The organism is Streptomyces sp. NPDC087844 (genome assembly GCF_044742785.1).
Lineage (GTDB): Bacteria > Actinomycetota > Actinomycetes > Streptomycetales > Streptomycetaceae > Streptomyces.
The window spans coordinates 317,128-329,813 of sequence record NZ_JBIUVD010000002.1 but is presented as its reverse complement, the minus strand read 5'-3'; the positions used below and the strand labels follow the sequence as shown (position 1 = coordinate 329,813).

Here is a 12,686-nt window from a genome sequence, read left to right as displayed (position 1 = left end):
TTCAGAAGCGTACGCAGTGAATGCGATGATGTCACTACCGGGTGTGGGGTTGAGCCCTTACATCCCGGCCGCTCCGAGGTCCCGCGACCGGTCTACCGCCGCCCCCTGAAGCGCCGCCGTTCGGCCGCCACGCGCGGGGGCGCGTCGGCGAGGCGTACGACGGGATCGTCGGGGCCCTCACGCCCGGCGACGACGGGCTGCGTGGCGCGTACGGCCTTGGCGCGGTACTGGGCCGCGTCGGCGAGGCGGAAGAGCCGGCGGGCCGAGCGGACGGGCCCGAGGGGGTCCCCGGTCGAGGCGATCCCGCACGCGACCCCCTCGCCCAGTTCCAGCTCGCCGGCCCGGCGGCACAGCTCCTCGGCGACGCGGACCACCTCGTCGGCGGCGGGGCCCACCGCGACCAGGCAGAACTCGTCGCCGCCGAGACGGGCGGCGAGCGTGCCGGGAAGCATCGCGCCGCACAGGGACAGCACCGACCCGAAACGTTCGAGAAGCCGGTCACCGACGGCATGCCCCCGGGTGTCGTTGACGCGCTTGAGCCCGTTCAGATCGCACACCACAAGACTCACGACCACACCCTGCGCGCGATGGCACTCGATGGCCTCATCCAGCCGCATGTCCACGGCCCGGCGGTTGGCGAGACCGGTGAGGGCGTCGGTGAAGGCCAGCCGCCGGGCCTTTTCGAGCCGTTCGGTCTGCGCGATCCCGGCGGCGACCACGGAGGCGAGGACGGTCGCGAAGTCGGCGTCGGCACGGACGAAGACGGGCGCTCCGGCCGACCGGGCGACGTACAGCTCGCCCCAGGCGCGCCCGTGCAGCACGATCGGCGCGACGACGCAGCAGCCGCGTCCGCGCCGCCGCAGCGCGGCCACCCGCCCCCAGCTACCGCTCGGAGGCTCGTCCAGGCAGTACTCGGCGCTCCCGGCGGCCGGACCGTCCGCCGTCTCGACCCAGGCGTTCGGCTCGCCGCCGCCCGCCCAGCGCTCGTGCAGGAACTCGGTGATCTCGGGGAACTGATGAACGGGATACGTCTCCGACTCCGGGAACTCCTCCTCGCCCGGAGCCCGCTCCCCGGTGTTCACCAGGACCCGCAGCCGCCCCAGCTGCCGCTCCCACACGGACAGCGCGGCGAAGTCCCCGTCCAGCGCCCGGCGGCCGCCGTCCGCCGCCGCGCGCCACGACTCCCGCGGGGCGGGCGCGGCGGCCATGCCCTGTGCCAGCGCCACCACGGCCCTCAGTCGCACATCGTCACCACCCATTACCCTAGGTTAGGTAGGTTTGTATGAGTATGGGAGGTCGAGGCGGCGAACAGGGGTTTCCTCGCGGGCGGCCCACTGGGATGATCGACCCCGGAAGTTAACCCACGTTAACCGGGGAGCAGCGACATGACGGAGCAGGGCGACCGCGCGAACCAGGCGGAGCGGGCCGACCGGGCGGACCAGGCGGACCAGGACTCGACGCGACGGTTCGGGGAGTACGTGGCCGTGCGGCGCCATGCCTCGTACGTCGCGGAACTCTCCCTGGACCGGCCCAAGGCCATGAACGCCGTGTCGTCCGGGATGGCCCGCTCGATCGCCGCGGCGTGCGAGGCGCTGGCCGCCGACCGGGACGTACGCGTGGTGGTGCTGACCTCGACCCACGAGCGGGCGTTCTGCGTCGGCGCCGACCTGAAGGAGCGCAACTCCCTCACGGACGCCGAGCTGGTCCGTCAGCGTCCCATCGCGCGGGCGGCGTACACCGGGGTGCTGGAGCTTCCGATGCCGACCGTGGCCGCCGTGCACGGCTTCGCGCTGGGCGGCGGCTTCGAGCTGGCGCTGGCCTGCGACCTGATCGTGGCGGACGGCACGGCCGTGGTGGGCCTGCCCGAGGTGTCGGTCGGCGTCATCCCGGGGGGTGGCGGTACGCAGTTGCTGCCGCGGCGGGTGGGGGCCGCGCGGGCCGCCGAGCTGATCTTCTCGGCGCGGCGGGTGGAGGCCGCGGAGGCTCGGGAGCTGGGGCTGGTGGACGTCCTGGTCGGTGACGGGGAGGACCGGGCGGAGGCGCTGGCGCTGGCCTCGCGCATCGCCGCCAACTCGCCCGTGGGGCTTCGGGCCGCCAAGCGGGCGCTGCGGCTCGGGCACGGGCTCGATCTCCGGGCCGGCCTGGAGATCGAGGACGCGGCGTGGCGGTCGGTGGCGTTCTCCGGGGACCGGGCGGAGGGCGTGGCGGCGTTCAACGAGAAGCGCCGGCCGGAGTGGCCCGGGGAGTAGTTCCCTCAGGGGCGCCGCCCCGGAACCCCTGGTCCTCAAACGCCGGACGGGCTGGAAATCCAGCCCGTCCGGGTTTGAGGACGAGCGCGCGCAGCGCGACAGCGGGGTCTGGGGGCGCAGCCCCCAGGGACAGCGGGCCTCAGCCCCGTCGGCTCATCAGCCACGGCTCGACCACGCCGAGCCCACGCACCGCGCGCTGCCACATCGGCTGGAGCCCGAAGCGGTACGTCGGCGGCTCCTCGCCCTCCTTCTCCGCGGCGACGGCCTCCTCGACGGCCACGGCCTCGGAGGCGGGCGCGTCGCCCGTGCGGATCAGTTCCTCCGCGAACGCTCCGTCGACCAGGACCCCGTCCTTGGGAGCTATCGACGTCAGCCGGGAGGCGAGGTTCACGGTCGTACCGAACACGTCGCCCATGCGCGTGGTGACCGTGCCGAACGCGATGCCCACGCGCAGCTCCGGCATGGTCTCGTCGTTGGCCATCGTCTCGATGAGACGCAGCGCGATCTCGGCGGCCACCCCCGCGTCGTCGGCCGCGTACAGCACCTCGTCGCCCAGCGTCTTGACGAGCCGTCCCCCGTGCGCGGCGACCAGGTCGGCGGCGGTGGTCTCGAAGGCCTCCACGAGCTCGCCGAGTTCCTCCTCCTCCATCCGCCGGGTCAGCCGCGTGAAGCCGACGAGGTCGGCGAAGCCGACGGCCAGGCGCCGGTCCACCATCTCCTCGTCGTCCGCGGCCTGCACGACACGGCCGGTCGCGGCGGCGAGCTGGCGCCGCCAGACGTAGACGATGAACTCCTCCAGCTCGGGCAGCAGCAGCTCGATGAGGGGGTACGTGACCTCGGTGCGGGTCATGCCCGGCTCGGGAGGCTCGGTGAGGCCCTCCAGGAACGAGTCGATCTGCCACTCGGCCAGCCGGGCCGTGGTCTGGCCGGTGGAACGGGCCACCTGGACCGCCATCGCCTCGCTGAGCAGCCCTGCCTCGACGAGACCGGCCAGCCGCCGCAGGGCCAGTACGTCCGCCTCGGTGAGCGCCTTGGCCTGGCCGATGTCGGCGAACCCCATGGCCCGCCAGAAACGGGAGGCCAGCTCCATGGAGACACCGGCGCTGCGGGCCGCCTGGAAGGGGGTGTAGCGGCGCTCGGCGCCCAGGATGAGCTGTTCGAGCCGGAGCGCGAGCGGATCGTCGTCGGACTCGTCGCCGGGCTGGTCGGTCCGGCCGCCCTGCCCGCCCGTCCGGCTGTGCTGCACGTCGGTGCGGCTGTCCCGCACGTCCGCCCGGCCGTTCTGCACGTCGGTCCGGCCGTCCTGCGCGTCCACTGGGTCCTGTTCCTCTTCCTCCACGCGCGCGTGGAGCTCGGCGCGGTCGACCCGCGCGGCCGCCGTGTCGGCGACAGACCCGGCGGCACGCCCCGGCTCCCCGTCGGAGGCGGGGTCACCCGTGCCCGAACCGCTGTCGTCGACCGTCACGCCTGCTGCCCTTCCGATCTGCCGCGGTCAGGTATCGACCGGCCTCAACTCTACGGCAGGTGTGCTGTGGCTCACTCCCGACCGCCGAGGCCGGACGGCCCATGACCCACTCCGTCCACGTACGTCCGGCGGCCCGCTCCCGGCCCGCTCCCTGTCGTACGGCCCGGGTGCGCCCCCCGCTCACCACCAGCACGAACAGGTGCCGAAAGCAGGGAACGCGCGGAACGTCCCGCGTACCCCGCTGGGCCCGTCCGTCACTCGTTCCCCGGGGATCCCGCCGGGCGCAGGTGCACGATGTCCCCGGCACCCACGGGCTGCTGCACCCCTTCCGCGGTGGCCAGCACGAGCCGCCCGTCGCCGTCGAGGGCGACCGCCTCGCCGGTGATCGACGTGCCCCCGGGCAGTTCCGCGCGTACCTCCCGCCCGAGCGTCGCGCAGCCGGCGGCGTAGGTGTCCTGGAGGCCGGATGCGGCGGGGTCGCCTCCCACGCTCCGCCACTTCTCGAACCACTGTTCGAGCGAGCGGAGGACGGTCCGCAGGATGGTGTCCCGGTCGGTGGTCACCGCTCCCGCGAGGGCGAGCGATCCGGCGCCCGGCACGGGCAGCTCGTCGGCGCGGAGCGTGACGTTGATGCCGATGCCGACGACCACCGCGTCGGCCCCTGCGCGTTCGGCGAGGATGCCGCCGACCTTGCGTTCCGCGCCTTCCACCGTCACCAGCAGGTCGTTGGGCCACTTCAGTGCCGTGTCCACGCCGGCCGACCGCGAGAGCCCCGTCGCCATCGCGACCCCGGCGAGCAGCGGCAGCCAGCCCCACCGCTCGACGGGCACCCCGGTGGGCTTCAGCAGGACGGAGAAGAAGAGGCCCGAGCGGGCGGGCGCCGTCCACCGCCGGTCGAGGCGCCCTCGTCCGGCGTCCTGCTCCTCGGCGATCAGCACCATGCCCTCCGCCGCCCTGCCGTCCGCGGCGAGGGCGACGAGGTCGGAGTTGGTGGACCCGGTACGGGCCACCACCTGGACGTCGGACCAGAGCCCTCCGCGCGCCCCGTTCCGCACGAGCGCGCGGCGCAGCGCCACGGCGTTGAGCGGCGGACGTTCCAGGTCGGACCACCGATCGCTGTTCGCATCGCTGTTCGCTTCAGAGTCATCTCGCGGCGTCATGCAACCCACCCTAGGTGTGGTAAACGCCGCACTGCCGAACGGTAGGCACGCCACTACGCTACGGATGAGTAGCCAACCCCCCTTCTGAGCACCTCACCCTCACGTCCCCACTGAGCAGGCAGGGAGCCGCATCCCGATGTCCGAGCCGGAACAGCAGCACGAGATCGACATCCACACCACCGCGGGCAAGCTCGCGGACCTGCGGCGCCGCATCGACGAGGCGACGCACGCCGGCTCGGCACGCGCCGTCGAAAAGCAGCACGCCAAGGGCAAGTTGACGGCCCGTGAGCGGATCGACCTGCTGATGGACGAGAACTCCTTCGTCGAGTTCGACGAGTTCGCCCAGCACCGCTCGACGGACTTCGGCCTGGCGGACAACCGCCCGTACGGGGACGGGGTCGTGACCGGTTACGGCACGGTGGACGGCCGTCCGGTCGCCGTGTTCTCCCAGGACTTCACGGTCTTCGGCGGCGCTCTCGGTGAGGTCTTCGGCCAGAAGATCATGAAGGTGATGGACTTCGCGCTGAAGACCGGCTGTCCGGTCATCGGCATCAACGACTCGGGCGGCGCCCGTATCCAGGAGGGCGTGGCGGCGCTCGGCATGTACGGCGAGATCTTCCGCCGCAACACGCACGCCTCGGGTGTGATCCCCCAGATCAGCCTGGTCGTCGGCCCGTGCGCGGGCGGCGCGGTCTACTCCCCCGCCATCACCGACTTCACGGTGATGGTCGACCAGACCTCGCACATGTTCATCACCGGACCCGACGTCATCAAGACGGTCACCGGCGAGGACGTCGGCTTCGAGGAGCTGGGCGGCGCGCGCACGCACAACGCGGTGTCGGGCGTGGCCCATCACATGGCGGGCGACGAGAAGGACGCGATCGAATACGTCAAGTCGCTGCTGTCCTACCTGCCGTCGAACAACCTCAGCGAGCCGCCCGCCTTCCCCGAGGAGGCGGACCTGACGACGACGGACGAGGACCGCGAGCTGGACACGCTGATCCCGGACAGCGCCAACCAGCCGTACGACATGCACACGGTGATCGAACACGTCCTTGACGACGCCGAGTTCTTCGAGACGCAGCCGCTGTTCGCGCCGAACATCCTCACCGGCTTCGGCCGGGTGGAGGGGCAGCCGGTGGGCATCGTCGCCAACCAGCCGATGCAGTTCGCGGGCTGCCTGGACATCGACGCGAGCGAGAAGGCGGCCCGCTTCGTGCGCACGTGCGACGCCTTCAACGTCCCCGTCCTCACCTTCGTGGACGTCCCCGGCTTCCTCCCTGGCGTCGACCAGGAGCACACCGGCATCATCCGCCGCGGCGCCAAACTGATCTACGCGTACGCGGAAGCCACCGTCCCCCTCATCACGGTCATCACCCGCAAGGCCTTCGGCGGCGCCTACGACGTCATGGGCTCCAAGCACCTGGGCGCGGACCTCAACCTCGCCTGGCCGACCGCCCAGATCGCCGTGATGGGCGCGCAGGGCGCGGTGAACATCCTGCACCGGCGCGCCATCGCCGCCACCCCCGCCGACGAGCAGGAGGCCACCAGGGCCCGACTGATCCAGGAGTACGAGGACACGCTCCTCAACCCCTACACGGCGGCCGAGCGCGGTTACGTCGACGGCGTGATCCTGCCCTCCGACACCCGCGCCCACGTCGTACGCGGCCTGCGGGCACTGCGCACCAAGCGGGAGTCCCTGCCGCCGAAGAAGCACGGCAACATCCCCCTCTAGTGCCGCGACAGGCAACGTTCGCCCCGTCGCGACGCCCGGCACGCACTCTCGCTGCACCGGCCGAAAACCCAAGTACGTCCAGTACGAGGGCTTCCGGCCGGCACACCGAGAGCACGCACCGGACGCCGCTCCTTAACGGGCAAACGTTGCCTGCCGCGGCACTAGGCCCTGTCGAGAACGGGAGCGGTCATGAACATCAAGGTCGTACGGGGCAACCCGACCCCCGAGGAGCTGGCCGCCGCCCTGGCGGTGGTCCGCGCCCGCGCCGCGGCGGCGGCAACGCCCCCGCCCGGCGCGGCGAAGAGCAGGGACGCGTGGTCGGACCCGTCCCGCCTGTCCCACCACCGCCTACCGGCCCCGGGCCCCCAGTCCTGGGCCCACACCTTCTGGCCCCGCTGAGCCTTGAACGGGCCCCTTCGGGGCCCCGTCAAGGGGCGCGAGACTGTGACATGTGAGGCTCCGCCGCGGGTCGCGACCAGCCACGACGCGCCCGCGGTCAGAGAACCGACCCCACGACGTCGGCCATCACCTCGTACCCGAGATCATTCGGGTGCAGGTGATCGCCGAAGTCGTACGCGGGACACAGCGCGTCGACCTCCCCGGCCCCGCCCAGCGCCCCGTGGAGGTCGACCACGACGTCGTACTCCCCCGAGCGACGAACCCACTCGTTGAACTCATGGCTCACCTTCGCCGCCCGCTCCCCCCAGTGATCGGACCCCCCGAAGGGCAGCAGGGTCGCCCCGACGACCCGCAGCCCCCGGCCCCGCGCCTGCCGTATCAACTCCCGGTGCCCCGCGATCAGTTCACGCACCTCGACCAGCGGCGCGGGTCGGTACGTGGGCTCCGCCGCCCCCTCGCTGAACCCGATGTCGTTGAGCCCGAGCAGCACGACGAGGGTGTCGACGCCGGCCATGCCGAGCACATCCCGCTCCAGCCGGTGGACGCCCTTCTCCCCGTACCAGGCGGAGTCGTTGAGCAGCAGGTTCCCGCCGATGCCGGCGTTGAGCACAGGCCGCCCCGTGCGCGCCGCGAGGGCGTCGGACCATCTGCGGTTCGCACCCGGCGTGGACCCGAACCCGTCGGTGATCGAGTCGCCGAAGAGTGCCACGCCGTCCGTGCGCCCGGCGGAGACATCGACCCCGGACAGGAAGTACCAGGACTCGGTGGCCTCGTCGAATCCCGCGCCCCCGGTCTCCGCCAGGAGGTCGCCCGCGCCCCGGTAGCTGGTCGTGAAGGCCTGCGCGTGGAAGGTGGCGGGCCCGGTGACGGCATCGAGGTGGAGGGTGACGGTCACCGACTCCCCGGCCGCCACGGCCAGCTCGGCCGCGTCCCCGACGATCTCCCCGCGCGCCGGGATCTCCACGGACGCGGCCCCGCCGAAAGCGAGCCGCACCGGCTCGGACCGCAGCGCGGCACCGGCGGCACCGACACCGGCGGCCGGACGGGCGAGGGTCGCGCCCGCGATCCGCAGCGGCGAGGTCCCGTACGCGTTCGAGAGGCGGATCCGGACGCGGTCGCCGCCCGCGGAGAGGCGGACGACCTGCCGCAGGGACTGGCGCCAGAAGCCCTCCTGCGACCAGTTGGGGGTGAAGCCGATGCTGGGCGACTGCGGAGAGGCGGTCCAGGCGGTGGTGAACACAGCGGTTCCCTCCAGTTCCTAATGGGATCAGAGCCCCTTTAGTGGCTCCGCGAACGGTAGCAGGCATCGACCCACTAATGGAACCATCGGCCCTTTTAATCAAAATGAGTACGCGTACTCAGGCGTCCGGAGCCGTGCCGGAGTCACGATCGGAGACATGTTGTGGTCCGACCCGGAGAACGAGCCGCCCAAGGAGCTGCGCGACATGCAGGACATGTTGCGGCGGCTCGGCGTCCTGATCGCGCTGGCCGTGGTGTTCGCGATGGTCATCCTCGGCCTGATGTGAGCCTCCACGGCCCCGCCGATACGCTGACCGCATGACTGATCAGCCACGCCGCAGGCTCGTTCTCGCCTCCCAGTCCCCCGCCCGGCTCGGACTGCTGCGGAACGCCGGACTCGACCCCGAGGTCATCGTCAGCGGTGTCGACGAGGACGCCGTGACCGCCCCGACCCCCGCCGACCTGGCGCTCGCCCTCGCCGAGGCGAAGGCGTCCGTGGTCGCGGCGCGGCCCGAGGTCGCCGGCGCCCTGGTGATCGGCTGCGACTCGGTGCTCGAACTGGACGGCGTGGCGTACGGCAAGCCGGTCGACGCCGAGGAGGCGACCGCGCGCTGGAAGTCGATGCGCGGCCGGGCGGGCATCCTGCAGACCGGCCACTGCGTGTGGGACACGGAAGCCGGCCGTCACACCTCTGGGGTGGCGTCCACCGTCGTCCGCTTCGGCGAGCCGACCGACGCCGAGATCGCCGCGTACGTCGCCTCGGGCGAGCCGCTGCACGTCGCCGGGGCGTTCACGCTGGACGGCCGCTCGGCCCCGTTCGTCGACGGCATCGACGGCGACCACGGCAACGTCATCGGACTCTCGTTGCCACTGGTGCGCCGCCTGCTGGCCGAACTGGGCGTCGGCATCACGGACCTGTGGACCCCGCGCGAGAAGTGAGCCCCGCCGGGGCGGGCCACGAGCAAGTCATGAGCAGAGCAGGAGCAGATCAGGAGCAGATCAGGAGTGGGAAGCCGCCGGGGGCGGAGGCAGCACACCGCCCCCGGAACCCTCGGCGTTCCCGGGGCTCCCAGGGCTCGCGTCCGGCCCCGCGTCCGGCCCCGCGTCGGACCTCGTGGCCTCCAGCCGGTCCAGCCGGTCGTACGTCATGAAGATGAGCACGATCAGCCCCAGCACGACCATCATGAACGCGAACGCTCCCCAGCCCACCAGGCCGACCGTGAACGCGCCGAGCAGGGCGTGCACCACCGCCGCGCTGATCAGCAGGATGCGGCCGAGGCCCGCGGGCGCCCGGTCGCGCAGGCCGACGCGCAGCGCGGTGAAGCCGCAGAGCGCGAAGTAGAGGCCGAAGACCAGCCCGGCGACCTTCGACGACGTGGACATCACGTCCGGGTCGAGCCCCGCCAGGGACATGTCCTGCCGGTCGACGACGACCCCCATGAACCAGTTGACCAACGCGATGCCCACCGCTTCCGCGAAGAGCACGATCGCGGTCACCCATGCCACCGGTCTGCGGACCACCGGCCCCCACCCACTTTCGACTTCCGCCCGAGCAGGGCCCCTGTTACCCCAGGTATCTGTACGCCAGCGAGCACGCTACTAACGAGTAAACCCAGGGACAAGGGATCTGCGGAGGGCAAAGAATCGTTGGGCCATTCGTAGGGTCTCCACAAAGAAACCGAGTGGCGCGCGGCACGGACTCACAGAGACCTTGGCCACACCGGAGAGTTAGGGTGCAAGGCAAGCCCCCTGCGTACCGAGGTAGGGCAAGGGAATTCGCGGGCGAGCAGGCCTTGCATCACGCTCCGTGTGGGCAAGCTCACCATCGGGGACGGGTCGAAACGACGTGTCGGCAGTCCCTAAACTCGGCTTGTTTCAAGGAGAGGGAGCCAACGTGCGCAAGGTGTTGATCGCCAACCGTGGCGAAATCGCTGTTCGTGTCGCCCGGGCGTGCCGAGACGCCGGCATCGCGAGCGTGGCGGTGTACGCCGAGCCGGACCGGGACGCACTGCATGTGCGGGCCGCGGACGAGGCGTTCGCGCTGGGCGGTGACACCCCCGCGAGCAGTTACCTCGACATCGCCAAGGTGCTGCAGGCCGCCAAGGACTCCGGGGCGGACGCGATCCATCCCGGATACGGCTTCCTCTCGGAGAACGCCGACTTCGCCCAGGCCGTCCTGGACGCGGGCCTGACCTGGATCGGCCCGCCGCCGCAGGCGATTCGCGACCTCGGTGACAAGGTCGCGGCCCGGCACATCGCGCAGCGCGCCGGCGCGCCGCTGGTCGCCGGTACGCCGGACCCGGTGCCCGGTGCCGACGAGGTCGTCGCCTTCGCCCGGGAGCACGGTCTGCCCGTCGCCATCAAGGCGGCCTTCGGCGGTGGCGGTCGCGGTCTGAAGGTGGCCCGCACCCTCGAAGAGATCCCCGAGCTGTTCGACTCCGCGGTGCGCGAGGCCGTCGCCGCCTTCGGCCGCGGCGAGTGCTTCGTGGAGCGCTACCTCGACAAGCCGCGGCACGTGGAGACCCAGTGCCTGGCCGACTCCCACGGCAACGTGGTGGTCGTCTCCACCCGTGACTGCTCCCTGCAGCGCCGCCACCAGAAGCTGGTCGAGGAGGCGCCCGCGCCGTTCCTCTCCGACGCCCAGGTCGCGGAGCTGTACGCGTCCTCCAAGGCGATCCTCAAGGAGGCCGGGTACGTCGGCGCCGGCACCGTGGAGTTCCTGGTCGGCGCGGACGGCACGATCTCCTTCCTGGAGGTCAACACCCGACTGCAGGTCGAGCACCCGGTCACCGAGGAGGTCTCCGGTATCGACCTGGTCCGTGAGATGTTCCGGATCGCCGACGGTGAGGAACTGGGCTACGACGACCCGCCGCTGCGCGGCCATTCCTTCGAGTTCCGCATCAACGGCGAGGACCCGGGCCGCGGCTTCCTGCCCGCCCCCGGCACCGTGACCACCTTCGCCCCGCCGTCGGGACCGGGTGTGCGCCTTGACGCGGGCGTGGAGTCCGGTTCGGTCATCGGCCCGGCCTGGGACTCACTGCTCGCCAAGCTGATCGTCACCGGCGCCACGCGTGAGCAGGCCCTGCGGCGGGCCGCCCGCGCGCTGGAGGAGTTCACCGTGGAAGGCATGGCCACGGCCATCCCCTTCCACCGCGCGGTGGTCGCCGATCCCGCCTTCGCTCCCGAGCTGACCGGCTCCACGGACCCCTTCACGGTCCACACCCGCTGGATCGAGACCGAGTTCGTCAACGAGATCCCGGCCTTCACCGCTCCCGCGGACGCCGACACGGATGACGAGCCGGGCCGTGAGACGGTCGTCGTCGAGGTCGGCGGCAAGCGCCTTGAGGTCTCCCTGCCGATCTCGCTGGGCATGTCCCTGGCCCGTACGGGACTCGCGGCGGGCGCCAAGCCCAAGCGGCGCGCGGCCAAGAAGTCCGGCCCGGCCGCCTCCGGCGACACGCTCGCCTCGCCGATGCAGGGCACCATCGTGAAGGTGGCCGTCGAGGAGGGCCAGGAGGTCAAGGAGGGCGACCTGATCGTGGTCCTGGAGGCCATGAAGATGGAGCAGCCCCTCAACGCCCACCGCTCGGGCACCATCAAGGCCCTCGCGGCGGAAGTCGGCGCCTCCCTCACCTCGGGCGCGGTCATCTGCGAGATCAAGGACTGACCCCAGCCCTCACGCCGGACGGGGTGCGCCTCCTGAGGCGCACCCCGTCCGGCGCTTTCCAGGGGCGCGGGGAACTGCGCGGGCAACCCCCACCGGCCCGCAGCCCCGTCCAACCGCCCAGCCCTCAGAAGCAGACGAAACGGTCATCGGTCCAGCCACAACCACGCTGCGGGACGCAAGAGAGGTCAGGTAAACCCATGGCCAACCCCCCGGCAGGGATGCGTGCGGACGCCCGCCGCAACCACGACCGCCTGGTCACAGAGGCAAGAGCCACCTTCGCCCGGAACGGCGCCGACGCCTCCCTTGAGGACGTGGCGAAACGCGCGGGCGTGGGCATCGGCACCCTCTACCGCCACTTCCCCAACCGCCACGCCCTGCTGAACGCGGTCTTCGCGGACGCGGTGAGCGACCTGCTGACCCGCTCACGCGAACTACTCGACGCTCCGAACCCGTGCACGGCGCTCGTGAACTGGCTGCGCGCCGTCATCACTCATGCGAGTGAGTACCGCGGACTGTCACGCGCGCTGATGTCGGCCTCGCACGACGACGCCTCGGCGCTCGCGCAGTGCAGCGGCCCGATGCGCGAGGCGGGCAGCGCCCTCCTCACGCGCGCGCAGCAAGCGGGCTCCGTACGCACCGGTGTCGCCATCGGTGATCTGCTTCAGCTGACCAACGCGATCGCGCTGGCCGCCGAAGAGTCCCCGGGCGACCCGGAGTTGGCCGACCGCCTGCTGGCACTGACGCTGCGGGGCCTCAAGAACTGACACCGCGC

Annotated in this window: 12 protein-coding genes; 7 read left to right on the top strand and 5 right to left on the bottom strand. The window is 71.8% G+C overall.

Annotated features, from left to right (window positions below; genetic code table 11):
* Positions 1–92: 92 nt before the first annotated feature.
* Positions 93–1,259 carry a diguanylate cyclase domain-containing protein gene (locus ACIOKD_RS05105; protein WP_402078335.1) on the bottom strand — a complete coding sequence of 389 codons (1,167 nt, stop codon included), beginning with the start codon at positions 1,257–1,259 and terminating at the stop codon, positions 93–95.
* Between the two features lie 126 nt (positions 1,260–1,385).
* On the opposite strand from ACIOKD_RS05105, the gene ACIOKD_RS05100 reads away from it, so the two are divergent.
* Positions 1,386–2,249, top strand: coding sequence for an enoyl-CoA hydratase/isomerase family protein (locus tag ACIOKD_RS05100; RefSeq protein WP_402078332.1), 864 nt, complete (start codon positions 1,386–1,388; stop codon positions 2,247–2,249).
* Between the two features lie 139 nt (positions 2,250–2,388).
* On the opposite strand, the gene ACIOKD_RS05095 is transcribed toward ACIOKD_RS05100, so the two are convergent.
* Positions 2,389–3,495 (bottom strand): adenylate/guanylate cyclase domain-containing protein, encoded by a 1,107-nt coding sequence (locus ACIOKD_RS05095; RefSeq protein ID WP_402079199.1) that lies wholly within the window; start codon positions 3,493–3,495, stop codon positions 2,389–2,391.
* 473 nt (positions 3,496–3,968) lie between these two features.
* Positions 3,969–4,874 (bottom strand): biotin--[acetyl-CoA-carboxylase] ligase, encoded by a 906-nt coding sequence (locus tag ACIOKD_RS05090; RefSeq protein WP_402078329.1) that lies wholly within the window; start codon positions 4,872–4,874, stop codon positions 3,969–3,971.
* A gap of 136 nt (positions 4,875–5,010) precedes the next feature.
* Between ACIOKD_RS05090 and ACIOKD_RS05085 the strand changes: the two genes are divergently transcribed.
* Together ACIOKD_RS05085 and ACIOKD_RS05080 are read left to right on the top strand one after the other, a co-directional pair.
* Positions 5,011–6,609, top strand: a complete 1,599-nt coding sequence (locus ACIOKD_RS05085; protein ID WP_402078327.1) for an acyl-CoA carboxylase subunit beta — start codon at positions 5,011–5,013, stop codon at positions 6,607–6,609.
* 189 nt (positions 6,610–6,798) lie between these two features.
* Positions 6,799–7,008: an acyl-CoA carboxylase epsilon subunit gene (locus tag ACIOKD_RS05080; RefSeq protein ID WP_402078326.1), complete on the top strand. Its 210-nt coding sequence runs from the start codon at positions 6,799–6,801 to the stop codon at positions 7,006–7,008.
* Positions 7,009–7,105: 97 nt separating this feature from the next.
* Here ACIOKD_RS05080 and ACIOKD_RS05075 read toward each other — a convergent pair whose 3' ends face one another.
* The gene (locus ACIOKD_RS05075; RefSeq protein WP_402078323.1) at positions 7,106–8,248 is read right to left on the bottom strand and encodes an SGNH/GDSL hydrolase family protein; all 1,143 of its coding nucleotides are present in this window, start codon (positions 8,246–8,248) and stop codon (positions 7,106–7,108) included.
* Positions 8,249–8,405: 157 nt separating this feature from the next.
* Between ACIOKD_RS05075 and mmpB the strand changes: the two genes are divergently transcribed.
* Together mmpB and ACIOKD_RS05065 are read left to right on the top strand one after the other, a co-directional pair.
* Positions 8,406–8,534 carry a morphogenic membrane protein MmpB gene (mmpB, locus tag ACIOKD_RS05070; protein WP_307537137.1) on the top strand — a complete coding sequence of 43 codons (129 nt, stop codon included), beginning with the start codon at positions 8,406–8,408 and terminating at the stop codon, positions 8,532–8,534.
* Between the two features lie 31 nt (positions 8,535–8,565).
* Entirely contained in the window at positions 8,566–9,186 is a 621-nt protein-coding gene (locus ACIOKD_RS05065; RefSeq protein ID WP_402078319.1) for a Maf family protein, read from the top strand.
* Positions 9,187–9,246: 60 nt separating this feature from the next.
* Here ACIOKD_RS05065 and ACIOKD_RS05060 read toward each other — a convergent pair whose 3' ends face one another.
* Positions 9,247–9,768 (bottom strand): hypothetical protein, encoded by a 522-nt coding sequence (locus ACIOKD_RS05060; protein ID WP_402078316.1) that lies wholly within the window; start codon positions 9,766–9,768, stop codon positions 9,247–9,249.
* Between the two features lie 373 nt (positions 9,769–10,141).
* Between ACIOKD_RS05060 and ACIOKD_RS05055 the strand changes: the two genes are divergently transcribed.
* Positions 10,142–11,914 carry an acetyl/propionyl/methylcrotonyl-CoA carboxylase subunit alpha gene (locus tag ACIOKD_RS05055; RefSeq protein ID WP_402078313.1) on the top strand — a complete coding sequence of 591 codons (1,773 nt, stop codon included), beginning with the start codon at positions 10,142–10,144 and terminating at the stop codon, positions 11,912–11,914.
* A gap of 197 nt (positions 11,915–12,111) precedes the next feature.
* Positions 12,112–12,678, top strand: a complete 567-nt coding sequence (locus ACIOKD_RS05050; protein WP_402078310.1) for a TetR/AcrR family transcriptional regulator — start codon at positions 12,112–12,114, stop codon at positions 12,676–12,678.
* Positions 12,679–12,686 lie beyond the last annotated feature (8 nt).